At 65.9% G+C, this 19719-nt stretch carries 21 protein-coding genes; 13 read left to right on the forward strand and 8 right to left on the reverse strand.

Translation table 11 applies throughout. The annotated features are described in order from the left end of the window. The 4 genes from A5625_RS06830 to A5625_RS06840 all read left to right on the forward strand — a co-directional run. The coding region (locus A5625_RS06830; protein ID WP_255397941.1) for an acyl-CoA dehydrogenase family protein at positions 1 to 532 on the forward strand (532 nt) is incomplete at its 5' end. Between the two features lie 5 nt (positions 533 to 537). Further along, positions 538 to 2049, forward strand: a complete 1512-nt coding sequence (fadD17, locus tag A5625_RS06835; protein WP_066990628.1) for a long-chain-fatty-acid--CoA ligase FadD17 — start codon at positions 538 to 540, stop codon at positions 2047 to 2049. Positions 2050 to 2108: 59 nt separating this feature from the next. Further along, positions 2109 to 2333, forward strand: coding sequence for a hypothetical protein (locus A5625_RS28190; RefSeq protein ID WP_082984306.1), 225 nt, complete (start codon positions 2109 to 2111; stop codon positions 2331 to 2333). A gap of 105 nt (positions 2334 to 2438) precedes the next feature. After that, positions 2439 to 3152 carry a hypothetical protein gene (locus tag A5625_RS06840; RefSeq protein ID WP_066990631.1) on the forward strand — a complete coding sequence of 238 codons (714 nt, stop codon included), beginning with the start codon at positions 2439 to 2441 and terminating at the stop codon, positions 3150 to 3152. On the opposite strand, the gene A5625_RS06845 is transcribed toward A5625_RS06840, so the two are convergent. From A5625_RS06845 to A5625_RS06860, 4 genes are read right to left on the reverse strand one after another with little or no spacing between them, the layout of a single operon-like run. Continuing rightward, the gene (locus A5625_RS06845; RefSeq protein WP_066990632.1) at positions 3138 to 4688 is read right to left on the reverse strand and encodes an acetolactate synthase large subunit; all 1551 of its coding nucleotides are present in this window, start codon (positions 4686 to 4688) and stop codon (positions 3138 to 3140) included. The genes A5625_RS06840 and A5625_RS06845 overlap by 15 nt on opposite strands. Then, entirely contained in the window at positions 4685 to 5512 is an 828-nt protein-coding gene (locus tag A5625_RS06850; RefSeq protein ID WP_066990633.1) for an amidohydrolase family protein, read from the reverse strand. The genes A5625_RS06845 and A5625_RS06850 overlap by 4 nt, the downstream gene beginning before the upstream one ends. Before the next feature lie 22 nt (positions 5513 to 5534). Continuing rightward, positions 5535 to 6302, reverse strand: coding sequence for a fructosamine kinase family protein (locus A5625_RS06855; RefSeq protein ID WP_066990634.1), 768 nt, complete (start codon positions 6300 to 6302; stop codon positions 5535 to 5537). A 30-nt stretch (positions 6303 to 6332) separates the two neighbouring features. Continuing rightward, positions 6333 to 7985 carry an acyl-CoA synthetase gene (locus tag A5625_RS06860; protein WP_066990635.1) on the reverse strand — a complete coding sequence of 551 codons (1653 nt, stop codon included), beginning with the start codon at positions 7983 to 7985 and terminating at the stop codon, positions 6333 to 6335. 34 nt (positions 7986 to 8019) lie between these two features. Here A5625_RS06860 and A5625_RS06865 point away from each other — a divergent pair, with 34 nt between their 5' ends. Beyond that, on the forward strand, positions 8020 to 8883 hold the full coding sequence (locus A5625_RS06865; RefSeq protein ID WP_369829988.1) for a crotonase/enoyl-CoA hydratase family protein: 864 nt from the start codon (positions 8020 to 8022) through the stop codon (positions 8881 to 8883). A 137-nt stretch (positions 8884 to 9020) separates the two neighbouring features. Further along, positions 9021 to 9878 carry a DUF559 domain-containing protein gene (locus tag A5625_RS06870; RefSeq protein ID WP_066990641.1) on the forward strand — a complete coding sequence of 286 codons (858 nt, stop codon included), beginning with the start codon at positions 9021 to 9023 and terminating at the stop codon, positions 9876 to 9878. Between the two features lie 41 nt (positions 9879 to 9919). Here A5625_RS06870 and A5625_RS06875 read toward each other — a convergent pair whose 3' ends face one another. After that, entirely contained in the window at positions 9920 to 11143 is a 1224-nt protein-coding gene (locus A5625_RS06875) for a cytochrome P450 (protein WP_066990645.1), read from the reverse strand. A 42-nt stretch (positions 11144 to 11185) separates the two neighbouring features. Here A5625_RS06875 and A5625_RS06880 point away from each other — a divergent pair, with 42 nt between their 5' ends. Further along, positions 11186 to 11908: an acetoacetate decarboxylase family protein gene (locus A5625_RS06880; RefSeq protein WP_066990647.1), complete on the forward strand. Its 723-nt coding sequence runs from the start codon at positions 11186 to 11188 to the stop codon at positions 11906 to 11908. A 180-nt stretch (positions 11909 to 12088) separates the two neighbouring features. Here A5625_RS06880 and A5625_RS06885 read toward each other — a convergent pair whose 3' ends face one another. Continuing rightward, positions 12089 to 13120, reverse strand: coding sequence for an LLM class F420-dependent oxidoreductase (locus A5625_RS06885; protein ID WP_066990649.1), 1032 nt, complete (start codon positions 13118 to 13120; stop codon positions 12089 to 12091). A gap of 71 nt (positions 13121 to 13191) precedes the next feature. Between A5625_RS06885 and A5625_RS06890 the strand changes: the two genes are divergently transcribed. Genes A5625_RS06890 through A5625_RS06905 form a run of 4 tightly spaced genes read left to right on the forward strand, consistent with a single transcriptional unit; the run spans position 13192 to position 16876 of the window. Next, a complete protein-coding gene (locus tag A5625_RS06890) occupies positions 13192 to 14193 on the forward strand; it encodes a Zn-ribbon domain-containing OB-fold protein (RefSeq protein ID WP_197515996.1) in 1002 nt (333 codons plus the stop codon). Between the two features lie 15 nt (positions 14194 to 14208). Further along, positions 14209 to 15273, forward strand: a complete 1065-nt coding sequence (locus A5625_RS06895) for a thiolase domain-containing protein (RefSeq protein ID WP_066990657.1) — start codon at positions 14209 to 14211, stop codon at positions 15271 to 15273. Further along, entirely contained in the window at positions 15273 to 16472 is a 1200-nt protein-coding gene (locus tag A5625_RS06900; RefSeq protein ID WP_066990660.1) for a thiolase domain-containing protein, read from the forward strand. Before A5625_RS06895 ends, A5625_RS06900 begins: the two co-directional genes overlap by 1 nt. Continuing rightward, positions 16469 to 16876 carry a nuclear transport factor 2 family protein gene (locus A5625_RS06905; RefSeq protein ID WP_066990662.1) on the forward strand — a complete coding sequence of 136 codons (408 nt, stop codon included), beginning with the start codon at positions 16469 to 16471 and terminating at the stop codon, positions 16874 to 16876. The genes A5625_RS06900 and A5625_RS06905 overlap by 4 nt, the downstream gene beginning before the upstream one ends. Here A5625_RS06905 and A5625_RS06910 read toward each other — a convergent pair. Further along, positions 16873 to 17397 (reverse strand): gamma carbonic anhydrase family protein, encoded by a 525-nt coding sequence (locus A5625_RS06910; RefSeq protein WP_066990665.1) that lies wholly within the window; start codon positions 17395 to 17397, stop codon positions 16873 to 16875. The two genes, A5625_RS06905 and A5625_RS06910, sit on opposite strands and share 4 nt — an antisense overlap. A 116-nt stretch (positions 17398 to 17513) precedes the next feature. On the opposite strand from A5625_RS06910, the gene A5625_RS06915 reads away from it, so the two are divergent. Both A5625_RS06915 and A5625_RS06920 read left to right on the forward strand, forming a co-directional pair. Then, positions 17514 to 18692 (forward strand): Rieske 2Fe-2S domain-containing protein, encoded by a 1179-nt coding sequence (locus tag A5625_RS06915; protein ID WP_066990668.1) that lies wholly within the window; start codon positions 17514 to 17516, stop codon positions 18690 to 18692. Positions 18693 to 18697: 5 nt separating this feature from the next. Further along, positions 18698 to 19150 carry a hypothetical protein gene (locus A5625_RS06920; RefSeq protein ID WP_066990671.1) on the forward strand — a complete coding sequence of 151 codons (453 nt, stop codon included), beginning with the start codon at positions 18698 to 18700 and terminating at the stop codon, positions 19148 to 19150. A 223-nt stretch (positions 19151 to 19373) separates the two neighbouring features. Here A5625_RS06920 and A5625_RS06925 read toward each other — a convergent pair. Beyond that, on the reverse strand, positions 19374 to 19719 hold a 346-nt coding region (locus tag A5625_RS06925), incomplete at its 5' end, for a sulfotransferase (protein ID WP_197515997.1).

Below are 19719 nucleotides of genomic sequence, written 5' to 3' on the forward strand. Positions count from 1 at the left end.
CCAGTGCGAGGTGCCCGACGCTGCCCAGGCCGGTGGTTTCCAGTGCGGTCACGGTGACGCCCGGGTCGTCGGCGGCGCCGAGGTTGTGACGTGGCTCGGCACGCTTGGCACCTTGGGCCGCAGCGCGTTCCAGCTCGGGGTGCTCGAGCGGGGTCTGCAGATGACAGCCGAATACGCCCGCGAGCGCGAGCAATTCGACCGCCCGATCGGTAGCTTCCAGGCGGTGTCGCAGCGACTGGCCGACGGCTACATCGACGTCAAGGGGTTGCGGCTCACGCTCACTCAGGCGGCCTGGCGGGTGTCGGAGGACATTCCGGCCGAAATCGACGTCGCCAGTGCGGCGTTCTGGGCGGCAGACGCCGGCCACCGGGTGGCGCACACCATCGTGCACGTGCATGGTGGCGTCGGCGTCGACACCGATCACCCGGCGCACCGCTACTTCCTGGCCGCCAAAGAGATCGAGTTCGCTCTGGGCGGTGCCACCGGACAGTTGCGCCGGATCGGCCGGGAGCTGGCCGAGACACCCGCTTAGGCGCAATGGAACTCACCGATGACCTCACCGTCACCAAGCTGCTGGCGCCGCTGACCGAGATCGACGATCGCGGTATCTACTTCGAGGACACGTTCACCAGCTGGCGCGATCACCTGCGCCATGGTGCCGCGATCGCCGCGGCGTTGGGTGAGCGGCTCGACCCCGCCCGGCCGCCACATGTCGGGGTACTGCTGGAGAACACGCCTTTCTTTTCGGCGATGCTGGTGGCGGCGGGCATGTCCGGGATCGTGCCGGTAGGGCTCAACCCGGTGCGCCGCGGTGAGGCGTTGCAGCGCGACATAGCCAGGGCCGATTGCCAATTGGTGCTGGCCGACTCGAAATCGGCTGAGACGCTGGGCGACATCGAGCACCTGAACGTCGACTCCCGCGAGTGGACCGACGAGGTCGCCGCGCATCGTCATGCACAGCCGTCTTTTCAGGCCGCCTCGCCGGCGGATCTTTTCATGTTGATTTTCACGTCGGGCACCAGCGGCGAGCCCAAAGCCGTCAAGTGCAGCCACGGTAAGGTCGCGATCGCGGGCGTGACGATGTCACAGCGATTCGACCTCGGCCGCGACGATGTCTGCTATGTGTCGATGCCGCTGTTTCATTCCAACGCGGTGTTGGTCGGTTGGGCGGTGGCGGCGGCGTGCGAGGGGTCAATGGCCTTGCGGCGCAAGTTCTCCGCCTCGAACTTCATTGTCGATGTACGTCGCTATGGCGCCACCTACGCGAATTACGTGGGCAAGCCCTTGTCGTATGTGCTCGCCACACCCGAGCAGCGCGACGATGCGGACAACCCGCTGCGAGCGGTGTACGGCAACGAGGGCGTCCCCGATGACATCGAGCGCTTCGGTCGCAGGTTCGGGTGCGTCGTCCAGGACGGGTTCGGATCCACCGAAGGCGGCGTGGCTATCGCGCGCACCCCCGATACACCGGCGGGTTCCCTGGGCCCGTTGCCCGACGGGATCGACATCGTCGATCCGGAGACCGGTGCGTCCTGCGCGCCGGGCGTGGTCGGTGAACTGGTCAACACCGCGGGACCTGGGCGGTTCGAGGGCTACTACAACGACGAGGACGCCGAAGCCGAGCGGATGGCGGGCGGGGTATACCACAGTGGCGATCTCGCCTACCGCGACGACGCCGGCTACGCGTATTTCGCTGGGCGGCTGGGCGATTGGATGCGGGTCGACGGCGAAAACCTCGGCGCGGCTCCGATCGAGCGAGTGTTGCTGCGCCACCCAGACGTCACCGAGGTCGCGGTATACCCGGTGCCGGACCCGGTGGTCGGCGACCAGGTGATGGCCGCGGTGGTGATGGCGCCCGGCACCGAGTTCGAGGACGAGAAGTTCCGCGCCTTCCTGGCCGAGCAGCCGGACCTGGGGCCGAAACAGTGGCCGTCGTATGTGCGGATCAGCGCTGAACTCCCCCGGACCGTGACCTTCAAAGTGCTGAAGCGCCAGTTGGCCGCTCAGGGTATCGACTGTGGGGACCCGGTCTGGAAGATCCAGCGTTAGCGGTCCGAGGCGAGCATTGCCGCCGGATGTACCGGCTCAAGCCGTAAACTCAGCACTTGATGAAAATCCGTGAAGTGATCGCCGGCTCAATCCTGGTTGGGTCGCTGGGTGGCGCCGCGCTGCTGGGCGCTGGTTTCGCCGCGGCGGATCCACCTCCGCCTCCTCCACTGCCGCCACCGCCACCGCTGGTGTGGGCACCGCACACGCCAGACCCCGAACCGTGGGAGGCTCCACCGCCACAGGAAGAGGGGCCGCCGCTGCCGCCGCTGCCGCCGTCAGGCTGAGAATGCACCCGGCCACTGGCCGCCCAACCGACAAGGAGACGCAATGGCTGCGCCGGTCCCCTACCTTGGCGTCGTCGTCACGCAGGCCGATAGCGAGACCAGCGTATGACCGCACGGCCTCTCGAACTCGCGCTGGAAGCAAGCTTCGAACAACTCGCCGACTCGGTGCCGGCGAACGTCGGTGTCGCGATCGCCCGGCCGGACAGGACATTCTCGCTGGGAAGCTGGTGGTCGGGTGTGGCATGGTCGACCATCAAAGTGCCCTTGGCGATAGCCGCGCTGCGCAACGATTGGCTGGGCTCTCGCGATTTGGTGGTGAAAGCCATCACCGAATCCGACAATCGCGCTTCCGAACAGTTGTGGTCGCAACTGGGCGATCCGGTGGACGCGGCACGGCGAGTTCAGAGCGTGGTGGCCGAGGGCGGTGACACCGCGACCGTGGTCGAGCCACGCCGACTTCGCCGTGGTTTCACCGCCTTCGGCCAAACCCAATGGAGCTTGCAGCGCCAAGCGCGGTTCGCGGCAGAGCTGTCGACCATCCCGGACGCCGTCGAGGTGATCGAACTGATGCAACGACTGGTCGCCGGCGACCAGTGGGGGCTGGCCGCCAAAGGCATTGCCGCCAAAGGCGGTTGGGGGCCGGGGATGCATGGCGAGTACCTGGTCCGGCAATTCGGCATCGTCCCCACCCCGTCCGGGCAGTGGGGCGTGGCGCTGGCGGCGGACGCGGATGACGGTGTATTCGAGACGGGCGTCGAAGTGGTCAACACGATGACGGACTGGCTGCTGAGCCGGCTGCCGAGCCTAGCCCGTTATTGACGGCACCACCGCGTCGATCAAATGCGGCCCGGGTGCGGCGAAGGCGGCCCGCAGCGCATCGGCCAATTCCTCGGCGGTGGTGACGCGCCGGGCGGGCACTCCCATACCTTCACTGATCTTCACGAAATCCATTGTGGGGTCCGATAAATCGAGCAGTGCGAGCGCTTCGGGCCCGGGCGCTGACCCGGCGCCGACGCGCTGTAGCTCAATGCGCAGGATGTCGTAGGCGCTGTTGTTGTACAGCACGGTGGTGACGTTGAGGTTCTCCCGGGCCTGGGTCCACAATCCCGAAATGGTGTACATCGCCGAGCCGTCGGATTCCAGACACAAAACCGGACGGTGCGGGGCGGCCACCGCGGCGCCCACCGCAGCCGGGATCCCGTAACCGATCGCCCCGCCGGTCAGGGTCAGCCAGTCGTGGGCCGGCGCCCCGGCGGTGGCCTGAGCGAGCAGCAGGCCCGAGGTGTTCGACTCGTCGACCACGATCGCCTCGTCGGGCAACAGCGCCCCGATCACCTCGGCGGCCGAGGCGGACGTCAGGGCCCCGGTGGGCAGCTGGGGACGCGACGGGGCCGCAACTGGGGCTTCGGTGCCCGGCGCCAGCTGATCGGCCAGGGCGATCAAAGCGTCTGCCGCACCGCTGTATTCGGCCAGCACGTGCACCTCGCAGCCGGCCGGCACCAAATCGCTCGGCATGCCCGGGTAGGCGAAGAACGACACCGGCGACTTGGCGCCCGCCAGCACCAGATGTTTGGCGCCGTCCAGCTGTGCGGTGGCGGCCTCGGCGAAATAGGCGAGCCGGTCGACCGCGGGCACGCCGGCCCCGCGCTCCAGTCGGGTCGGAAACGTTTCGCACAGCACCCGGGCGCCGGTCGCCGCGGCGATGCGAGTGGCCGCCGCAAGCCCGGCCCGGCGAGTGGCATCGCCGCCCACCATGATCACCGTCGGCTCCCCGGAGCGCAGCACCTCCAATACCTCCGGCGCCAACAGTGGATCGGCGGCCGCCGGCTGTGCGTCCAGGTTGGAGAACTGTTGCGCGCCATCGGACCAGGACACGTCCGCGGGAAGGATCAGTGTCGAAATCTGCGAACCCCAGCGGCTGGCCGCGATGCCCTCGACGGCATCGGCAGATACCTGGGAGGCATCACCGGTTCGGCGTACCCATCCCGATACGGTTCCGGCGAGCGCGTCGATGTCGGATTCCAGTGGGGCGTCGTACTTTTTGTGATACGTGGCGTGGTCGCCGACGATCACGACCATCGGCACCCGGGCGCGACGCGCGTTGTGCAGATTGGCCAGGCCGTTGCCGAGTCCGGGCCCCAAGTGCAGCAGCACGGCGGCCGGGCGATCGGCGATGCGGGCATAACCGTCGGCCGCGCCGGTGGCGACACCCTCAAATAACGCCAGCACGCCGCGCATCCGCGGGACGGCGTCCAGCGCCGCGACGAAGTGCATCTCCGACGTGCCCGGGTTGGCGAAACACACGTCGACCCCACCGTCGACCAGGGTGTTGATCAGGGCCTGGGCACCGTTCACTGCACTGCCTCCAGTCGGAAAACTCGCTCGGCGTTGCCGCGCAGGAAATCTCGGCGTCCCTCTTCAGACAGCCCGAGTTCGTCCAGCCCAGCCAGCGCGTGCTGGTGGGTGATCATCGGATAGTTGGTGCCGAACAACACTTTTCTTTGCCCGGTTCCGGTTTTCATGAAATTGATGAGTTCTTCGGGCAACCGCTTGATCGTGTATGCCGAGGTGTCGATGTAGACGTTTTCGTGCTTGCGGGCCACCGCGACCATCTCCTCGGTCCACGGGTAACCGACGTGACCGCAAACGATCACCAGCTCCGGGAAATCGAGTGCCACCTGGTCGATGTAGGGAATCGGCCGGCCCGTTTCCGACGGGCGCAGCGGACCGGTATGACCGACTTGGGTGCAGAACGGCACCCCGGATTCCACGCACTGGGCGAACAGCGGATAGTAGCGGCGATCGGTGGGCGGGGCATTCCACAACCACGGCACCACCCGCAGGCCGACGAATCCTCCGTCGCTGATCCGGCGCCGCAGTTCGCGGACGGCGTCCATCGGGCGGTCCAAGTCGACGGTGGCCAGGCCGACGAGCCGGTTCGGGTGCGCGGCAACCCATTGCGCCACCTCGTCGTTGGAGACCAGGTCCGCGCCGCCCGGCCCACGCCATGCGCTCAGCATCCCCAATTCGACGCCGGCGGCATCCATCGACGCCAAGGTCGCCTCGATCGGGATGTCGGCGTCGGGGATCGACCCACCCGTCCAGCGCCGCAGGGATGCCAGCATGTCGCTGCGCAGAAACCGCGCAGTCGGATGCTGCATCCAGACATCGATCGTCATGCGATTCGACTCTAGACCGGGCTCAGATCGCCAATGCGGCGCGGGCGCAGGCGTGCGTCTGCTGCGCATACCCGCCGCCGAACAGCACGACGTGCGCCAGCAGCGGAAAGAGTTGGTGCAGGCCGATGTGGTCGCGCCAGCCCGGCCGAAGCGGCCGCACCTGCTGGTAACCGTCGATGACGGCGTCGTAATGCGGACAGCCGAATAGCGCGAGCATCGCCAGGTCGGTCTCGCGGTGACCCGCGTGGGCGGCCGGGTCGATGAGCACCACACCGTCGGGCGTCCACATCACGTTCCCGCTCCACAAATCGCCGTGCAGCCGAGCCGGGCGGTCGTCGTCGTCGAAATCGCCCGCATCACAACGTGCCGCCACGCGGTCGATGGCTTCGCGGGTTGCGGCATCGAGGCGCGGCGCCGCGAGTTCGGCCATCGGCACCAGCCGTTCCTGCGCGTAGAACTCGCCCCAGTCGCGGTGCCGGCGCAACGACATCGGCAAAGGCTGTGACAGCGGGCCGAAAAAGCCCGGCCCGTCCCATCCGTCCGGCCCGGCGCCGAACGCCGGGGCTCCGGCGTCGTGCGTGTGGGCCAGTCGGCTGCCGAAAGTGCGCGCCGCTTCGGGCGTCGGACGAACCGATTCCAGGCGGCGCAGGGTCAGGCTGGAGGCGTCCACGGCGACCACCTGCGCGCACGGCACGCCGCCGTCGGCTGCGGAAAGCCATTGCAGCCCTGCGGCTTCGGCTGCGAAGAAGCCGGCGGGCGCGCCCGCACGGTGCTTGACGAAGTCGGTCACACCGCGCGCGGGCCTGGCACTGAAATCACCTCACGCGGTCGCGTGAGCGGCGTGTACGTCGTCGGCCGGGCGGGCCTCGGTCTGTTCCTTGGCCCAGCGGTAGTCGGGTTTACCCGCGGGCGACCGCTTGACCTCGTCGACCAGCCACAGGCTGCGTGGCACTTTGTATCCGGCGATCTCGGAGCGCACGAAGCTGTCCAGCTCGGCCAGGGCGGGACGGGTGCCGGGCCGGGGCTGCACCACGGCGGCGACGTGCTGACCGTAACGGGGATCGGGCACGCCGACCACCAAGGCGTCGAAGACGTCGGGGTGACCCTTGAGCGCGGCCTCGACCTCCTCGGGGTAGATCTTCTCGCCGCCGCTGTTGATCGACACCGACCCGCGGCCGAGCATCGTGACGCTGCCATCCTCTTCGACCAAGGCGAAGTCCCCCGGGATCGCGTAGCGCACACCGTTGATGGTCTTGAACGTCTCGGCGGTCTTCTTCTCGTCCTTGTAGTAGCCGACCGGGATGTTGCCCTTCTTGGCGATGAAGCCGCGCACGCCCGAGCCGGGCTTGACCTCGTTGCCGTCCTCGTCGAGCACGACCGTGCGGTGGTCGATCGTCACCCGCGGGCCACCGCTGTGCGGCGAATCCTTGGCGACGATGCTGGTGCCACCGAACCCGGTCTCCGAGGAACCGATCGAATCGGTGATGACCCGGTTGGGCAGTAGCTCGAGCAGCTTTTCCTTGATGCTCGGCGAGAACAGCGCCGCGGTGCTGGCCAACAGGAACAGCGACGACAGATCGTATTCGTTGCCCTTTTCCTGATGGGCCAGCAGCGCATCGAGTAGCGGCCGCGCCATCGCGTCACCGGTGAAGAACAACAGGTTCACCTTGTGGTCATGAATCGCCCGCCACACTTCGTCGGCGTTGAATTCCGGTGCCAGCACGGTGGTCTGGCCGGAGAAGATCGACATCCAGGTGGCGGACTGGGTGGCGCCGTGGATCATCGGCGGAATCGGATAGCGGATCATCGGCGGATTGGCCGCGGCGGCCTTGGCCAGATCGTACTCGCCTTTCACGAATTCACCTGTGGCGAAATCGGTTCCGCCGAACAGCACCCGGTAGATGTCTTCGTGGCGCCACATCACGCCCTTCGGGAAGCCGGTGGTCCCGCCGGTGTAGAGCAGGTAGATGTCATCGGCGCTGCGCTCACCGAAGTCGCGCTCGGGTGAGCTCTGCGCGATCGCCGAGTAAAACTCGACGCCGCCGTAGCGGCTGAAGTCGTTGTCGCTGCCGTCCTCGATCACCAGGATCGTCTTGACGTCGGGCGTCTCGGGCAGCACGTTGGCCACCCGGTCCGAATACTGCCGCTCGTGGACCAGCGCGACCATGTCGGAGTTGTCGAACAGGTAACGCAGCTCGCCCTCGACATAGCGGTAGTTGACGTTCACCAGAATGGCGCCCGCCTTGATGATGCCGAGCATGGCGATGACGATTTCGATGCGGTTGCGGCAGTACAGTCCAACCTTGTCGTCCTTTTTCACCCCCTGCTCGATCAGGTAGTGAGCCAGGCGGTTGGCCTTCTCCTCTAACTGGGCATAGGTCAGCTTCTCGTCGCCGCAGATCAGGGCGACACGCTCGGGCACAGCGTCAATGGCGTGCTCTGCAAGGTCGGCAATATTCAAGGCCACGGCCACCAAATTAGAACGTGTTACATTTCGTGGCAAGCTCGTGTCCATTGTCGAGGGAAAGGCGGTAGCCGTGACCGTGGAGAATGCCGGAACCCCAGCAAACACAGAAAACGGGGAGACCGGACCCGATGCGCTGGTGGAACAGCGTGGTCACACCCTCATTGTGACGATGAATCGGCCGCACCGCCGCAACGCGTTGAGCACGGAAATGATGGAGATCATGGTGCAGGCGTGGGACCGCGTCGACAACGACGACGACATCCGCTGCTGCATCCTGACCGGCGCCGGTGGCTACTTCTGCGCGGGCATGGACCTCAAGGCGGCATCCCAGAAGCCGCCGGGTGAGTCATTCAAGGACGGCAGCTACGACCCGTCGCGAATCGATGCTCTGCTCAAAGGCCGCAGACTCAAAAAGCCGCTCATCGCCGCCGTGGAAGGGCCGGCCATCGCCGGGGGCACCGAGATTTTGCAGGGCACCGACATCCGGGTCGCGGGTGAGAGCGCCAAATTCGGCATTTCCGAGGCCAAGTGGAGCCTGTACCCGATGGGCGGTTCCGCTGTGCGCCTGGTGCGCCAGATTCCCTACACCGTGGCGTGCGACCTACTGCTGACCGGACGGCACATCACCGCCGCCGAAGCCAAGGAGATCGGCCTGATCGGCCACGTCGTTCCGGATGGGCAGGCACTGACCAAGGCACTCGAGATCGCGGAAGTGATCGAGAACAACGGGCCCCTGGCCGTGCAGGCGATTCTCAAGACGATCCGCGAGACCGAGGGAATGCACGAAGAAGAGGCCTTCAAGCCCGACACCGCGAACGGGATACCGGTGTTCCTCTCCGAGGACTCCAAAGAAGGGCCCCGGGCATTCGCCGAAAAGCGCAAGCCCAACTTCAAAAACCGCTAAACGCGCGCGCTGGCCGTCTCGCCGAACGGCCGTCTCGCCTTTTCGCCGAACGTGCATCTACTGCGAATTTGGCCCCGAATTTTCGCGATGAGTGCACGTTCGGCGAACATGTCAGAACTCTGGTGCACACTCCTGCCATGGGAGAGCCGTTCATCGGCAGCCAGGCCGTCGCGGCCGGCCGCTTAACCCCATACGCGCTGCGCAGCCGGTTCGTAGCCATCCATCCCGATGTGTACATTCCGGCCGGCGTCGAGCTGACTGCAGGATTGCGCGCTCAAGCGGCTTGGTTGTGGTCGCACCGCCGGGCTGTCGTCGCGGGTCGATCCGCGTCCGCCCTGTATGGCACGAAATGGATCGATCACCGCGCACCGGCTGAATTGCTCTACAACTATCGTCGTCCGCCCAGCGGTGTTCGCACATGGTCAGATCGGCTGGCCGAGGACGAGATACAGACTGTTGGCGGCATCCCCGCAACGACGCCTGCACGAACGGCGCTCGACCTAGCCTGCCGCTATCCTCTCGACGAGGCTGTCGCCGCCATCGACGCGCTCGCGCGCGCAACCGATCTCAAGATAAGCGACATCGAACTCCTAGCCGAGCGTTACCGCGGTCGTCGCGGCATAACGCGCGCACGCATCGCACTGCGACTCGTCGATGCCGGTGCCGAGTCTCCCCGCGAGACATGGTTGCGACTTCTGTTGATCCGCACGGGTTTCCCGCCACCGCAAACTCAAATCCCGGTGTACGGCGGCTACGGCGAGCTGGTAGCCGTGCTCGATATGGGCTGGGAAGACATCAAATTGGCTGTCGAGTACGACGGTGATCATCACCGATCTGACCGACGGCAATTCAACAAAGACATTCGACGTGCGGAATCACTCGCAGAGCTGGGTTGGACAAATATACGAATCACCTCGGACGACACCGCAGGTGGTGTCATCGCTCGGGTGTCGGCGGCGTGGGCGCGCCGAACGTGTACTCAGCGCGAGAAATAAGGCGAAATCTCGCGGTGAGTGCACCTTCAGCGCGAGACCTCTCAGCTCAGCAGCGGTGCGCTCGGGGTGAACACCACCGGCATGGCTTCCAGGCCGCTGACGAAGTTCGCCGGCCGCAGCGGCAGCGTCGAGTCGTCGTCGGCCAGCCTGAGGTCCGGCAGCCGCTTGAGCACCCGCTCGGTCATCATCGACAGCTCCAGCCGGGCCAGCTGATTCCCCAGGCAGAAGTGCGTGCCGAAGCCGAAAGCCATGTGGCTGTTCGGGTTACGGCGAATGTCGAAGTTGTCCGGCTCTTCGAAAACCGACTCGTCGAAGTTGCCCGACTCGAACAGCAGCATGATCTTTTCGCCCTCACGCAGTGAGGTGCCGTGAAAGTCTGTATCAGCCGTCAAAGTTCTGCACATATTCTTCACCGGCGACGTCCAGCGCAGCATCTCCTCGATGGCGCCCGGCAGCAACGAGGGGTCGCGCACCAGGGCCTCCCACTGGTCGCGGTGGCGCACCAGCTGCTCGGTGCCTCCACTCAGCGTGTGGCGCGTGGTTTCGTCGCCGCCGATCAGGATGAGCAATGTCTCCATGACGATCTCGTCGTCGGACATCCGCTGACCCTCCACCTCGGCGTTCACCAAAATGGAAAACAGGTCGTCGTTGGGCTCGGCCCGCCGCTTGGTGATGATGTCGGTGGTGAATTCGGTGTATGCGGCGAAGGCGGCCATTACCGCCTGGGCCGTTTCCGACGCGGGGTCGATGTGCGAGCTCAGCCCGCAGACCAGGTCGTCGGACCATTTCAACAGCATGCCGCGTTCGGTGGGCAGCACGCCCAGCATGTCACCGATCACCGCCATCGGTAGCGGGGCGGCGATATCGCGGACGAAGTCACACTCGCCGCGCTCACACACCGCATCGATCAGGGTGTCGCACAGCCTGGCGATGGACGGTTCCTTCTCCTTCACCCGCTTGCGGGTGAAACCTGCGTTGACGAGCTTGCGCCGCAACAGATGTGCGGGATCGTCCATGTCGATCATGTAGGGCATGCCGGGCTGCTCGGGACGGATGCCGCCGGTACTGGAGAACAACTCCGGATTGCGTTCGGCGTCAAGGATGGCTTGATAGGTGGTGGCACCGGCCAGCCCATTGCGATCACGAAACACCGGCTGGTTGGCCCGCATCCAGCGATAGGCCTCCCGCGAGGTGCGACGGTCGGCGTAAAAATTGCCGTCGGTCAGGTCGATGTTCGAGATTGCCTCCGGGATGGTCGAAGTCATCTACAGCCTCCAAATGTTGACGAGCGGATTACAGTAACCGGCATGTCTGAGTCACAACACGTAGTTGCGGGGACGGTCCTCACCATGCCGGTGCGGATACGAAAAGCGGATGTACACACCGCGATGTTTTCGGTGGATGCGCAAGCGGCGCAACGCCTTATCGACTACAGCGGGCTGCAAGTCTGCCAGCACCGTCCCGGACGGGCGGTGGTCAACCTGATGCTGGCCCGCTATATCGACGGCGATTTGGGGCAGTACAACGAATTCGGCACCGCCGTCATGGTCAATCCGCCCGGTTCGACGGCGCGCGGCTGGCGGGCGCTGGGCGATGCGGCGGCGTTCATCCACCATCTGCCCGTCGATCAGAGCTTCACCCTGGAAGCCGGCCGCTCGATTTGGGGATTCCCGAAGATCATGGCGGACTTCACCGTTCGCGAGCACGGCCGATTCGGATTCGACGTCAGCGCCGACGGCGCGCACATCGCCGGCATCGACTTCGCCCGCGCATTGCCGGTGCCCTCGATGTTCACCTCGCGACCGCAAGTACTCAAGACCTATACCTTCGCCGACGGCACCACCCGGGAAGTGCCATGGGAGATGCGGGTGCGGGGGCTGCGCGGCCAACTCGGCGGGGCCACGCTGCGTCTGGGCGATCACGCCTACGCCAAGGAACTGGCGTCGCTGGGCCTGCCAAAGCGGGCGATGGTCTCTGGAGCCGTCGGCCACGTCGAGATGACATTCGGCGACGCCCACCCGCTCGGCTGACCAGCCGGGCCCCTGTCGATTGCCGGCTCCCTCTCATCGCGCTGCGCGTCCCCCTCGCCGCTTCGCGGCTGGGGGCACCCCCGCTGCATCGTCGCCGGGCGGATCATCCGGACAATCTAGAACGTGTTCTAAGCCATGGCAAGGATATTAGAACGTGTTCTAGTTTGTCGTGCGCGGGTGTCAGATCAGCGTCGCCAGCTCGCGGACCTGCTCTGTACTGCGACCGGACACCACCATCATGGTGACGCCGGCGGCCTCCCATGCCTTGATCTGCTTACGCACGTAGTCCAGGTCGCCGACGATTGCGGCGTCGTCGATCACCTCGTCGGGGATGATTTCGGCGGCCTTGTCCTTCTGGTTGCTGCGGAACAGCTTGGTGACGTCGTCGACCACCTCGGCATAACCCATCCGGCGGTAGACGTCGGCGTGGAAGTTGGTGTCCTCGGCGCCCATCCCGCCCATGTAGAGCGCGATGTAGGGCTTCATGGCGGCGAATGCGGCGCTGCGGTCCTCGGTGATGACGATGTTGGCCGTCGCGCAGATCTCGAAGTCCGCACGGCTGCGGCGCGCGCCCGGGCGGGCAAATCCTTCGTCCAGCCACTCGTTGTAGGTGTCGGCCATCCGCGGCGTGTAGAAGATCGGCAGCCAGCCGTCGCAGATCTCGGCGGCCAGCGCGACGTTCTTCGGCCCCTCGGCGCCCAACATGATCGGGATGTCGGCGCGCAGCGGATGGGTGATGGGCTTGAGCGGCTTGCCCAGGCCGGTGGTGTCCTCGCCGGTCCGGGGCAGCGGGTAGTGCGGGCCGTCGCTGGTCACCGTCTTCTCCCGGGCCCACACCTGCCGGATGATGTCGATGTATTCGCGGGTGCGGGCCAGCGGCTTGGGAAACGACTGGCCGTACCAGCCCTCGACCACCTGCGGGCCCGAGACACCGAGACCGAGGACGTGCCGGCCGCCGGACAGGTGGTCGAGCGTCAAGGCCGCCATGGCACAGGCCGTCGGAGTGCGGGCGGACAGCTGGACCACCGAGGTGCCCAGCCGCACCCGCGATGTCGACGAACCCCACCAGGCCAGCGGCGTGTAGGCGTCGGATCCCCAGGCTTCGGCGGTGAAGACGGCGTCGTACCCGGCTTCCTCGGCCGCGGCGACGAGCTCGCCGTGGTTCTGCGGGGGCTGAGCGCCCCAATATCCAAGCTGCAGTCCCAACTTCATCGTCGTCACCCTTCCCGTCGCCGACCGACCCGATGTTGAATCCGTTCTTAGAACCTGTTCTACTCGATGACGTGACAGCCAGCTCGAGTAGCCCGCCCCTGATGGATCACCCTGAGCCACCGCTCGCCGCGCCACTAACATTGTCCTTCGACTACACCCGTTCAGTCGGCCCCACGCTGAGCAAGTTCTTCACCGCGCTGCGTGACCGCCACGTTCTGGGTGTCCGCGGATCGGATGGCCGGGTGCATGTGCCGCCGGCCGAATATGACCCGGTCACCTATGAGCCGCTGGGCGAGATGGTACCGGTGTCCAGTGTGGGCACCGTGGTGTCGTGGACCTGGCAGCCCGAGCCGATCGAGGGCCAGCCACTCGACCGGCCGTTCGCCTGGGCGCTGATCAAGCTCGACGGCGCCGACACCCCGCTGCTGCACGCCGTTGATGTAGGAGCCGCCGGTCCTTCCGCCATCAAGACCGGCACCCGGGTGCATGTGCACTGGGTTGACCAACCGGTGGGCGCCATCACCGATATCGCGTATTTCGCACTGGGCGACGAAGCCGAAGCCGTGACCGAGCAGTCGGACGGCGACAAAGACCCGGTCACCATGATCGTCACGCCCGTCTCGCTGACCATCCAGCACAGCGCCTCGCACGAGGAGAGCGCTTACCTGCGGGCCATCGCGCAGGGCAAGCTGCTCGGTGCGAAGACCGGCGAGAACGGCAAGGTCTACTTCCCGCCGCACGGCGCCGACCCGGCCACCGGCCAGCCGACGACCGAGTTCGTCGAGTTGCCGGACAAGGGCACCGTCACAACGTTCGCGATCATCAACATCCCGTTCCAGGGCCAGCGCATCAAGCCGCCCTATGTGGCGGCCTACGTGTTGCTCGACGGAGCCGACATCCCGTTCCTGCATCTGGTCGCCGACATCGACGCCCACGAAGTCCGGATGGGCATGCGCGTCGAGGCGGTGTGGAAACCCCGCGAGGAGTGGGGATTTGGCATCGACAACATCGAGTACTTCCGGCCGACCGGGGAACCCGACGCCGACTACGACACCTACAAGCACCACCTGTAAAGGGCTTACCTGCACATGAGCGCTCGCAACGTTGCGGTCGTCGGCTTTGCCCACGCCCCACACGTCCGCCGTACCGACGGCACCACCAACGGTGTCGAGATGTTGATTCCGTGCTTCGCCCAGCTCTACGAGGAGCTGGGCATCAGCCGGACCGACATCGGCTTCTGGTGTTCTGGATCATCCGATTACCTTGCCGGACGGGCATTTTCGTTCATCTCAGCAATCGACTCGATCGGTGCTGTGCCGCCGATCAATGAGTCGCACGTCGAGATGGACGCCGCCTGGGCACTGTACGAGGCCTACATCAAAATCCTCACCGGTGAGGTCGACACCGCGCTGGTGTACGGCTTCGGCAAGTCCTCGGCCGGGATACTGCGCCAAATCCTTTCGCGGCAGACCGACCCCTACACCGTCGCGCCGTTGTGGCCCGATTCGATCTCGATGGCCGGGCTGCAGGCGCGCATCGGCCTCGACACCGGTAAGTGGACCGAGGAGCAGATGGCGCGGGTGGCCTTCGACTCCTTCGCCAATGCCCGCCGGGTGGACAACGTGGAGGGATCGATCAGCGTGGCCGAATTGCTCGACCGGCCGTTCTTCGCCGACCCGCTGCGGCGCCACGACATCGCCCCGATCACCGACGGTGCCGCGGCGATCGTGCTAGCGGCCGGCGACCGGGCACGCGAGCTGCGCGAAAACCCAGCCTGGATAACCGGAATCGAGCATCGCATTGAAACCCCGTCGCTGGGCGCGCGCGACCTCACCGAGTCCCCGTCGACCAAGGCCGCGGCTCACGTCGCCACCGGCGGCCACACCGACAACCTCGACGTAGCCGAGATCTGCGCGCCCTTCACCCACCAGCACCTGATCATCGCGGAAGCCATCCGGATCCCGGGACCGACCAAGGTGAACCCGTCCGGCGGTGCGCTGGCGGCCAACCCCATGTTCGTCGCCGGCTTGGAACGCATCGGCTTTGCAGCACAACATATCTGGAACGGTTCGGCTGAGCGGGTGCTGGCGCACGCCACCAGCGGGCCTGCGCTACAACAGAACCTGGTCGCGGTCATGGAAGGAAAGAACTGATGGCCGGTGCAGGGCCAAACGTCGCTGCGGTACTAGGTACCGGACAGACGAAGTATGTGGCCAAACGCCAAGACGTTTCGATGAACGGCCTGGTGCGCGAGGCGATCGATCGGGCGCTGGCCGACTCCGGCAGCACCTTCGACGACATCGACGCCATTGTGGTCGGCAAGGCGCCGGACTTCTTCGAAGGCGTGATGATGCCCGAACTGTTCATGGCGGACGCCATGGGCGCCACGGGCAAGCCGCTGATCCGGGTGCACACCGCGGGATCGGTCGGCGGGTCCACCGGGGTGGTGGCCGCCAGTCTGGTGCAGTCCGGCAAGTACCGGCGGGTGCTCGCGATGGCCTGGGAGAAGCAGTCGGAGTCAAACGCCATGTGGGCGTTGTCGATTCCGATCCCCTTCATCAAACCGGTCGGGGCCGGCGCGGGTGGATACTTCGCCCCGCACGTGCGTTCGTACATTCGCCGGTCCGGCGCGCCGACGAACATCGGCGCCATGGTCGCGGTCAAGGACCGGCTCAACGGCAGCAAGAACCCGCTTGCGCATCTGCACCAACCCGACATCACGCTCGAGAAGGTGATGTCATCGCCCATGCTGTGGGACCCGATCCGCTACGACGAGACCTGCCCGTCGTCGGACGGTGCGGCCGCGGTGGTGATCGGGAACGAGGAAGCCGCCGAAGCCCGTCTCGCGCAAGGACATCCGGTGGCCTGGATCCATGCCACGGCGTTACGCACCGAGCCGCTGCAGTTCTCCGGGCGCGACCAGGTCAGCCCGCAGGCCGGCCGGGACGCGGCCGCAGCACTGTGGGCGGCCGCCGGTATCGAGAGCCCCATCGACGAGATTGACGCCGCAGAGATCTACGTGCCGTTCTCCTGGTTCGAACCGATGTGGTTGGAAAACCTCGGGTTTGCCGCCGAGGGCGAAGGCTGGAAACTCACCGAAGCCGGCGAAACCAAGATCGGCGGCCGGCTGCCGGTGAACCCGTCGGGTGGCGTGCTGTCGTCGAACCCAATCGGCGCCTCGGGACTGATTCGCTTCGCCGAAGCGGCCATCCAGGTGATGGGCAAGGGTGGCGATCACCAGGTGCCCAACGCCCGAAAGGCCTTGGGACACGCCTACGGTGGCGGCTCGCAGTACTACTCGATGTGGGTGGTGGGCGCCGACAAGCCCGCGGCCCAGAAGGTGGATGCGTGAGCGAGCATCCCGCGCACGAGGCCGGCCGCCGTTCCCGCGAAGCGGTGGCGGCCCGGGACAAGGACGCTTGGCTGGCGGTCTTCGCCGACGACGCCATCGTCGAGGATCCGATCGGGCCCTCGGTGTTCGATCCCGAGGGCCTCGGGCACCGCGGCCGCGACGCGATCTCGGCCTTCTGGGATAAGGCCATTGCCCCGACCACCAAGATCGAGTTCTTCTTCCGCGACACCTACCAATGCGGCAACGAGGAAGCCAACGTCGGCCACATCCTCATCACCACGGGCGAGTACCAAACGACGGCCGAAGGCGTGTTCACCTACAAAGTCAACGCCGAGGGCAAGATGGTTGCCCTGCGCGCCTATTGGGAGATGGAGCGGGCGGCGGCCAACACCCGCAAGGTCTAGAGCGGCTCCAGCCCGGCCAGATGCCGCTGGGCGAGGTCGCGGTAGGCCTGCGGATTCACCTTCACCCACATTTCTGCCCCGGTTCCGGCGACCGGCCCCCTGATCTGTGCCGGCGAGCCAACGGCCAGCATCCCGGCCGGAACCTGGGTTCCCGCCGTCACCAGCGAATGCGCCGCAATCAGGCTGCGCGCGCCGATCACGGCACCATCCAGCACGGTGGCGTGGTTGGCGATCAGCGCCTCGGGCCCCACGTGAACCCCGTGAATGACGCACAGATGCGCCACCGTCGCACCGGGGCCGATGTCGACCGGGATACCGGGTGGCGCGTGCAAAACCGACCCGTCTTGGACATTGGCGCCCTCGCGCACCACGATGGGCCCGTAGTCGCCGCGCAATACGGCGTTGAACCAGACCGAAGCCCCCGCCTCCACCACGACGTCGCCGATCAGAGTGGCCGTCGGGGCCACAAAAGCGGTGGGATCGACCCGTGGCGCGCGGCCCTCGAACGCAAACAGCGGCATCGTTTAGATATACCCCAGTGCGCATATGTGGTGGCCAGGCTCGCCGTCGTTGCGCGCCCCCGCCGCAAAACTGTAACGTGTTCTAGTTAGAGGTCCCAGCGAGTTGGAGGTGACAGGTGAGTACCGACACCAAGGCGGTCGGCATCCGGGAAATCGATCCCGGCGCCTTGCCGACCCGATATGCCCGTGGCTGGCACTGCCTGGGCGTTGCGAAGGACTTCCAGGACGGTAAGCCGCATTCGATCGAGGCTTTCGGCACCAAACTGGTGGTCTTCGCCGACTCGCAGGGAGACCTGAAGATCCTCGACGGTTACTGCCGCCACATGGGTGGAGATCTCTCGGAGGGCACCATCAAGGGCGACGAGGTCGCCTGCCCGTTCCACGACTGGCGCTGGGGCGGCGACGGCCGCTGCAAGCTGGTCCCCTATGCCAAGCGCACACCCAAGACCGCGCGGACCCGGTCGTGGACGACCGACGTGCGCGGCGGCCTGCTGTTCGTGTGGCACGACCACGAGAACAACCCGCCCGACCCCGCCGTGCGCATTCCGGACATCCCGGAATCGCACAGCGACGAGTGGACCGAGTGGCGCTGGAACCGCATCCTCATCGAGGGGTCCAACTGCCGCGACATCATCGACAACGTCACCGACATGGCGCACTTCTTCTACATCCATTTCGGGTTGCCGACGTACTTCAAGAACGTCTTCGAGGGCCACATCGCGTCGCAGTACCTGCACAACGTGGGCCGGCCCGACGTCAACGACCTCGGCACGTCGTACGGCGAGGCCCACCTGGATTCGGAGGCGTCCTACTTCGGGCCGTCGTTCATGATCAACTGGCTGCACAACAGCTATGGCGGCTATAAGGCCGAGTCGATTCTGATCAACTGCCACTATCCGGTGACCCAGAATTCGTTCGTGTTGCAGTGGGGCGTCATCGTCGAAAAGCCCAAGGGCATGGACGAAAAGATGACCGACAAGCTGTCGAGGGTGTTCACCGAGGGCGTCAGCAAGGGCTTCCTGCAGGACGTCGAGATCTGGAAGCACAAGACCCGCATCGACAATCCGCTGCTGGTCGAAGAGGACGGTGCCGTCTACCAGCTACGTCGCTGGTACCAGCAGTTCTACGTCGACGTGGCCGACATCGAGCCGGAAATGGTGGAGCGCTTCGAGATCGAGGTGGACACCACCCGGGCCAATGAGTACTGGAATACCGAGGTCGAGCAGAACCTCAAGGCCAAGGACTCCGAGGCGGACGAGGCGGCCAGCGACGACGTGCCGGCCAAGCAACACTAGGGATCATGGGCGAAGATCAGCCGGCGGTACCTGACGTCGATCAGCTTGCGCGGTCGATGTTGTTGCTGCACGGCGATCACCATGACCACGACGAGCACCCGGCCGACTCCGGCCGCAAAGGTGGATCCTGGTCGAAATCAAGAGATTTCGCCGACGATCCGCAGCGTGCCGCGGCGGTTGCCGAAGCCAGTCGCGCGGATCGCGAGCGCTACCTCAACTCGGGTCTGCTGCCGGTGGACTGCCGGTTCTGCCACGTGCGGGTCACCGTTCGCCGGCTCGGGCCGGGACACACCGCGGTGCAATGGAACACCGAAGCGTGGCAACGTTGCGCGTACTTCACCGAAGTGCGCGAGTCCGGAGGCGACACCGCGCGCACCCGGTCATGCCCCAAACTCGGTGACAGCATTGAACATGCGGTCGCCGAGGGCTACCTGGACAACGGTCCAGACGAAGACTGAGCGACGGTCCGGTTCGCCCGCGCCCGCATCCGTCCGCGCCCGGCCGTCCGCATTCGTCCGCGCCCGGCCGTCCGCACACCTGCGCCCAAGCCCGAGAGCATTTGGTGTTTTGCCCACCTTTGAGCGACAAAACGGCAGCGCCGGAACCGTCTACGGCGTTGTCGCTCAGAGGCGGGCAAAAGAGGTGCTGCCCGGGCGCGGAAACCCCTGTGGGTCCTGTGACTTACAGCCCCGCGAAGCGCTCCTTGACCGTCTCGATGCTGAGTCCGTAGTCGGCCAGCGAATAGGTGTGCTTGGGCGCCCGCTCGCCGGACTGGCTGTCGGCGTGGGTCTTTTCCATCGCGGCTTTGGCCTCTTCGGTCAGCGTCAGCCCGAAGTGCCGGTAGATATCGGCGACAATACCCATCGGGTCGGCGATCAATTCCTTGTAGTCGACGTCGTAGAACTGGGCCGGCTTGTATTTGGCGCGCGCGGTGTTGAATCGCTCCAGCCCTCGCGACCAGGTTTCCATTGCGTCAGCGCCGATTTGGGCCCCGGTGAACGACGTCGACCAGCCCTCGGCGGTGTGC

The organism is Mycobacterium sp. 1465703.0 (assembly GCF_001672975.1).
In the GTDB taxonomy this organism is placed as follows: domain Bacteria; phylum Actinomycetota; class Actinomycetes; order Mycobacteriales; family Mycobacteriaceae; genus Mycobacterium.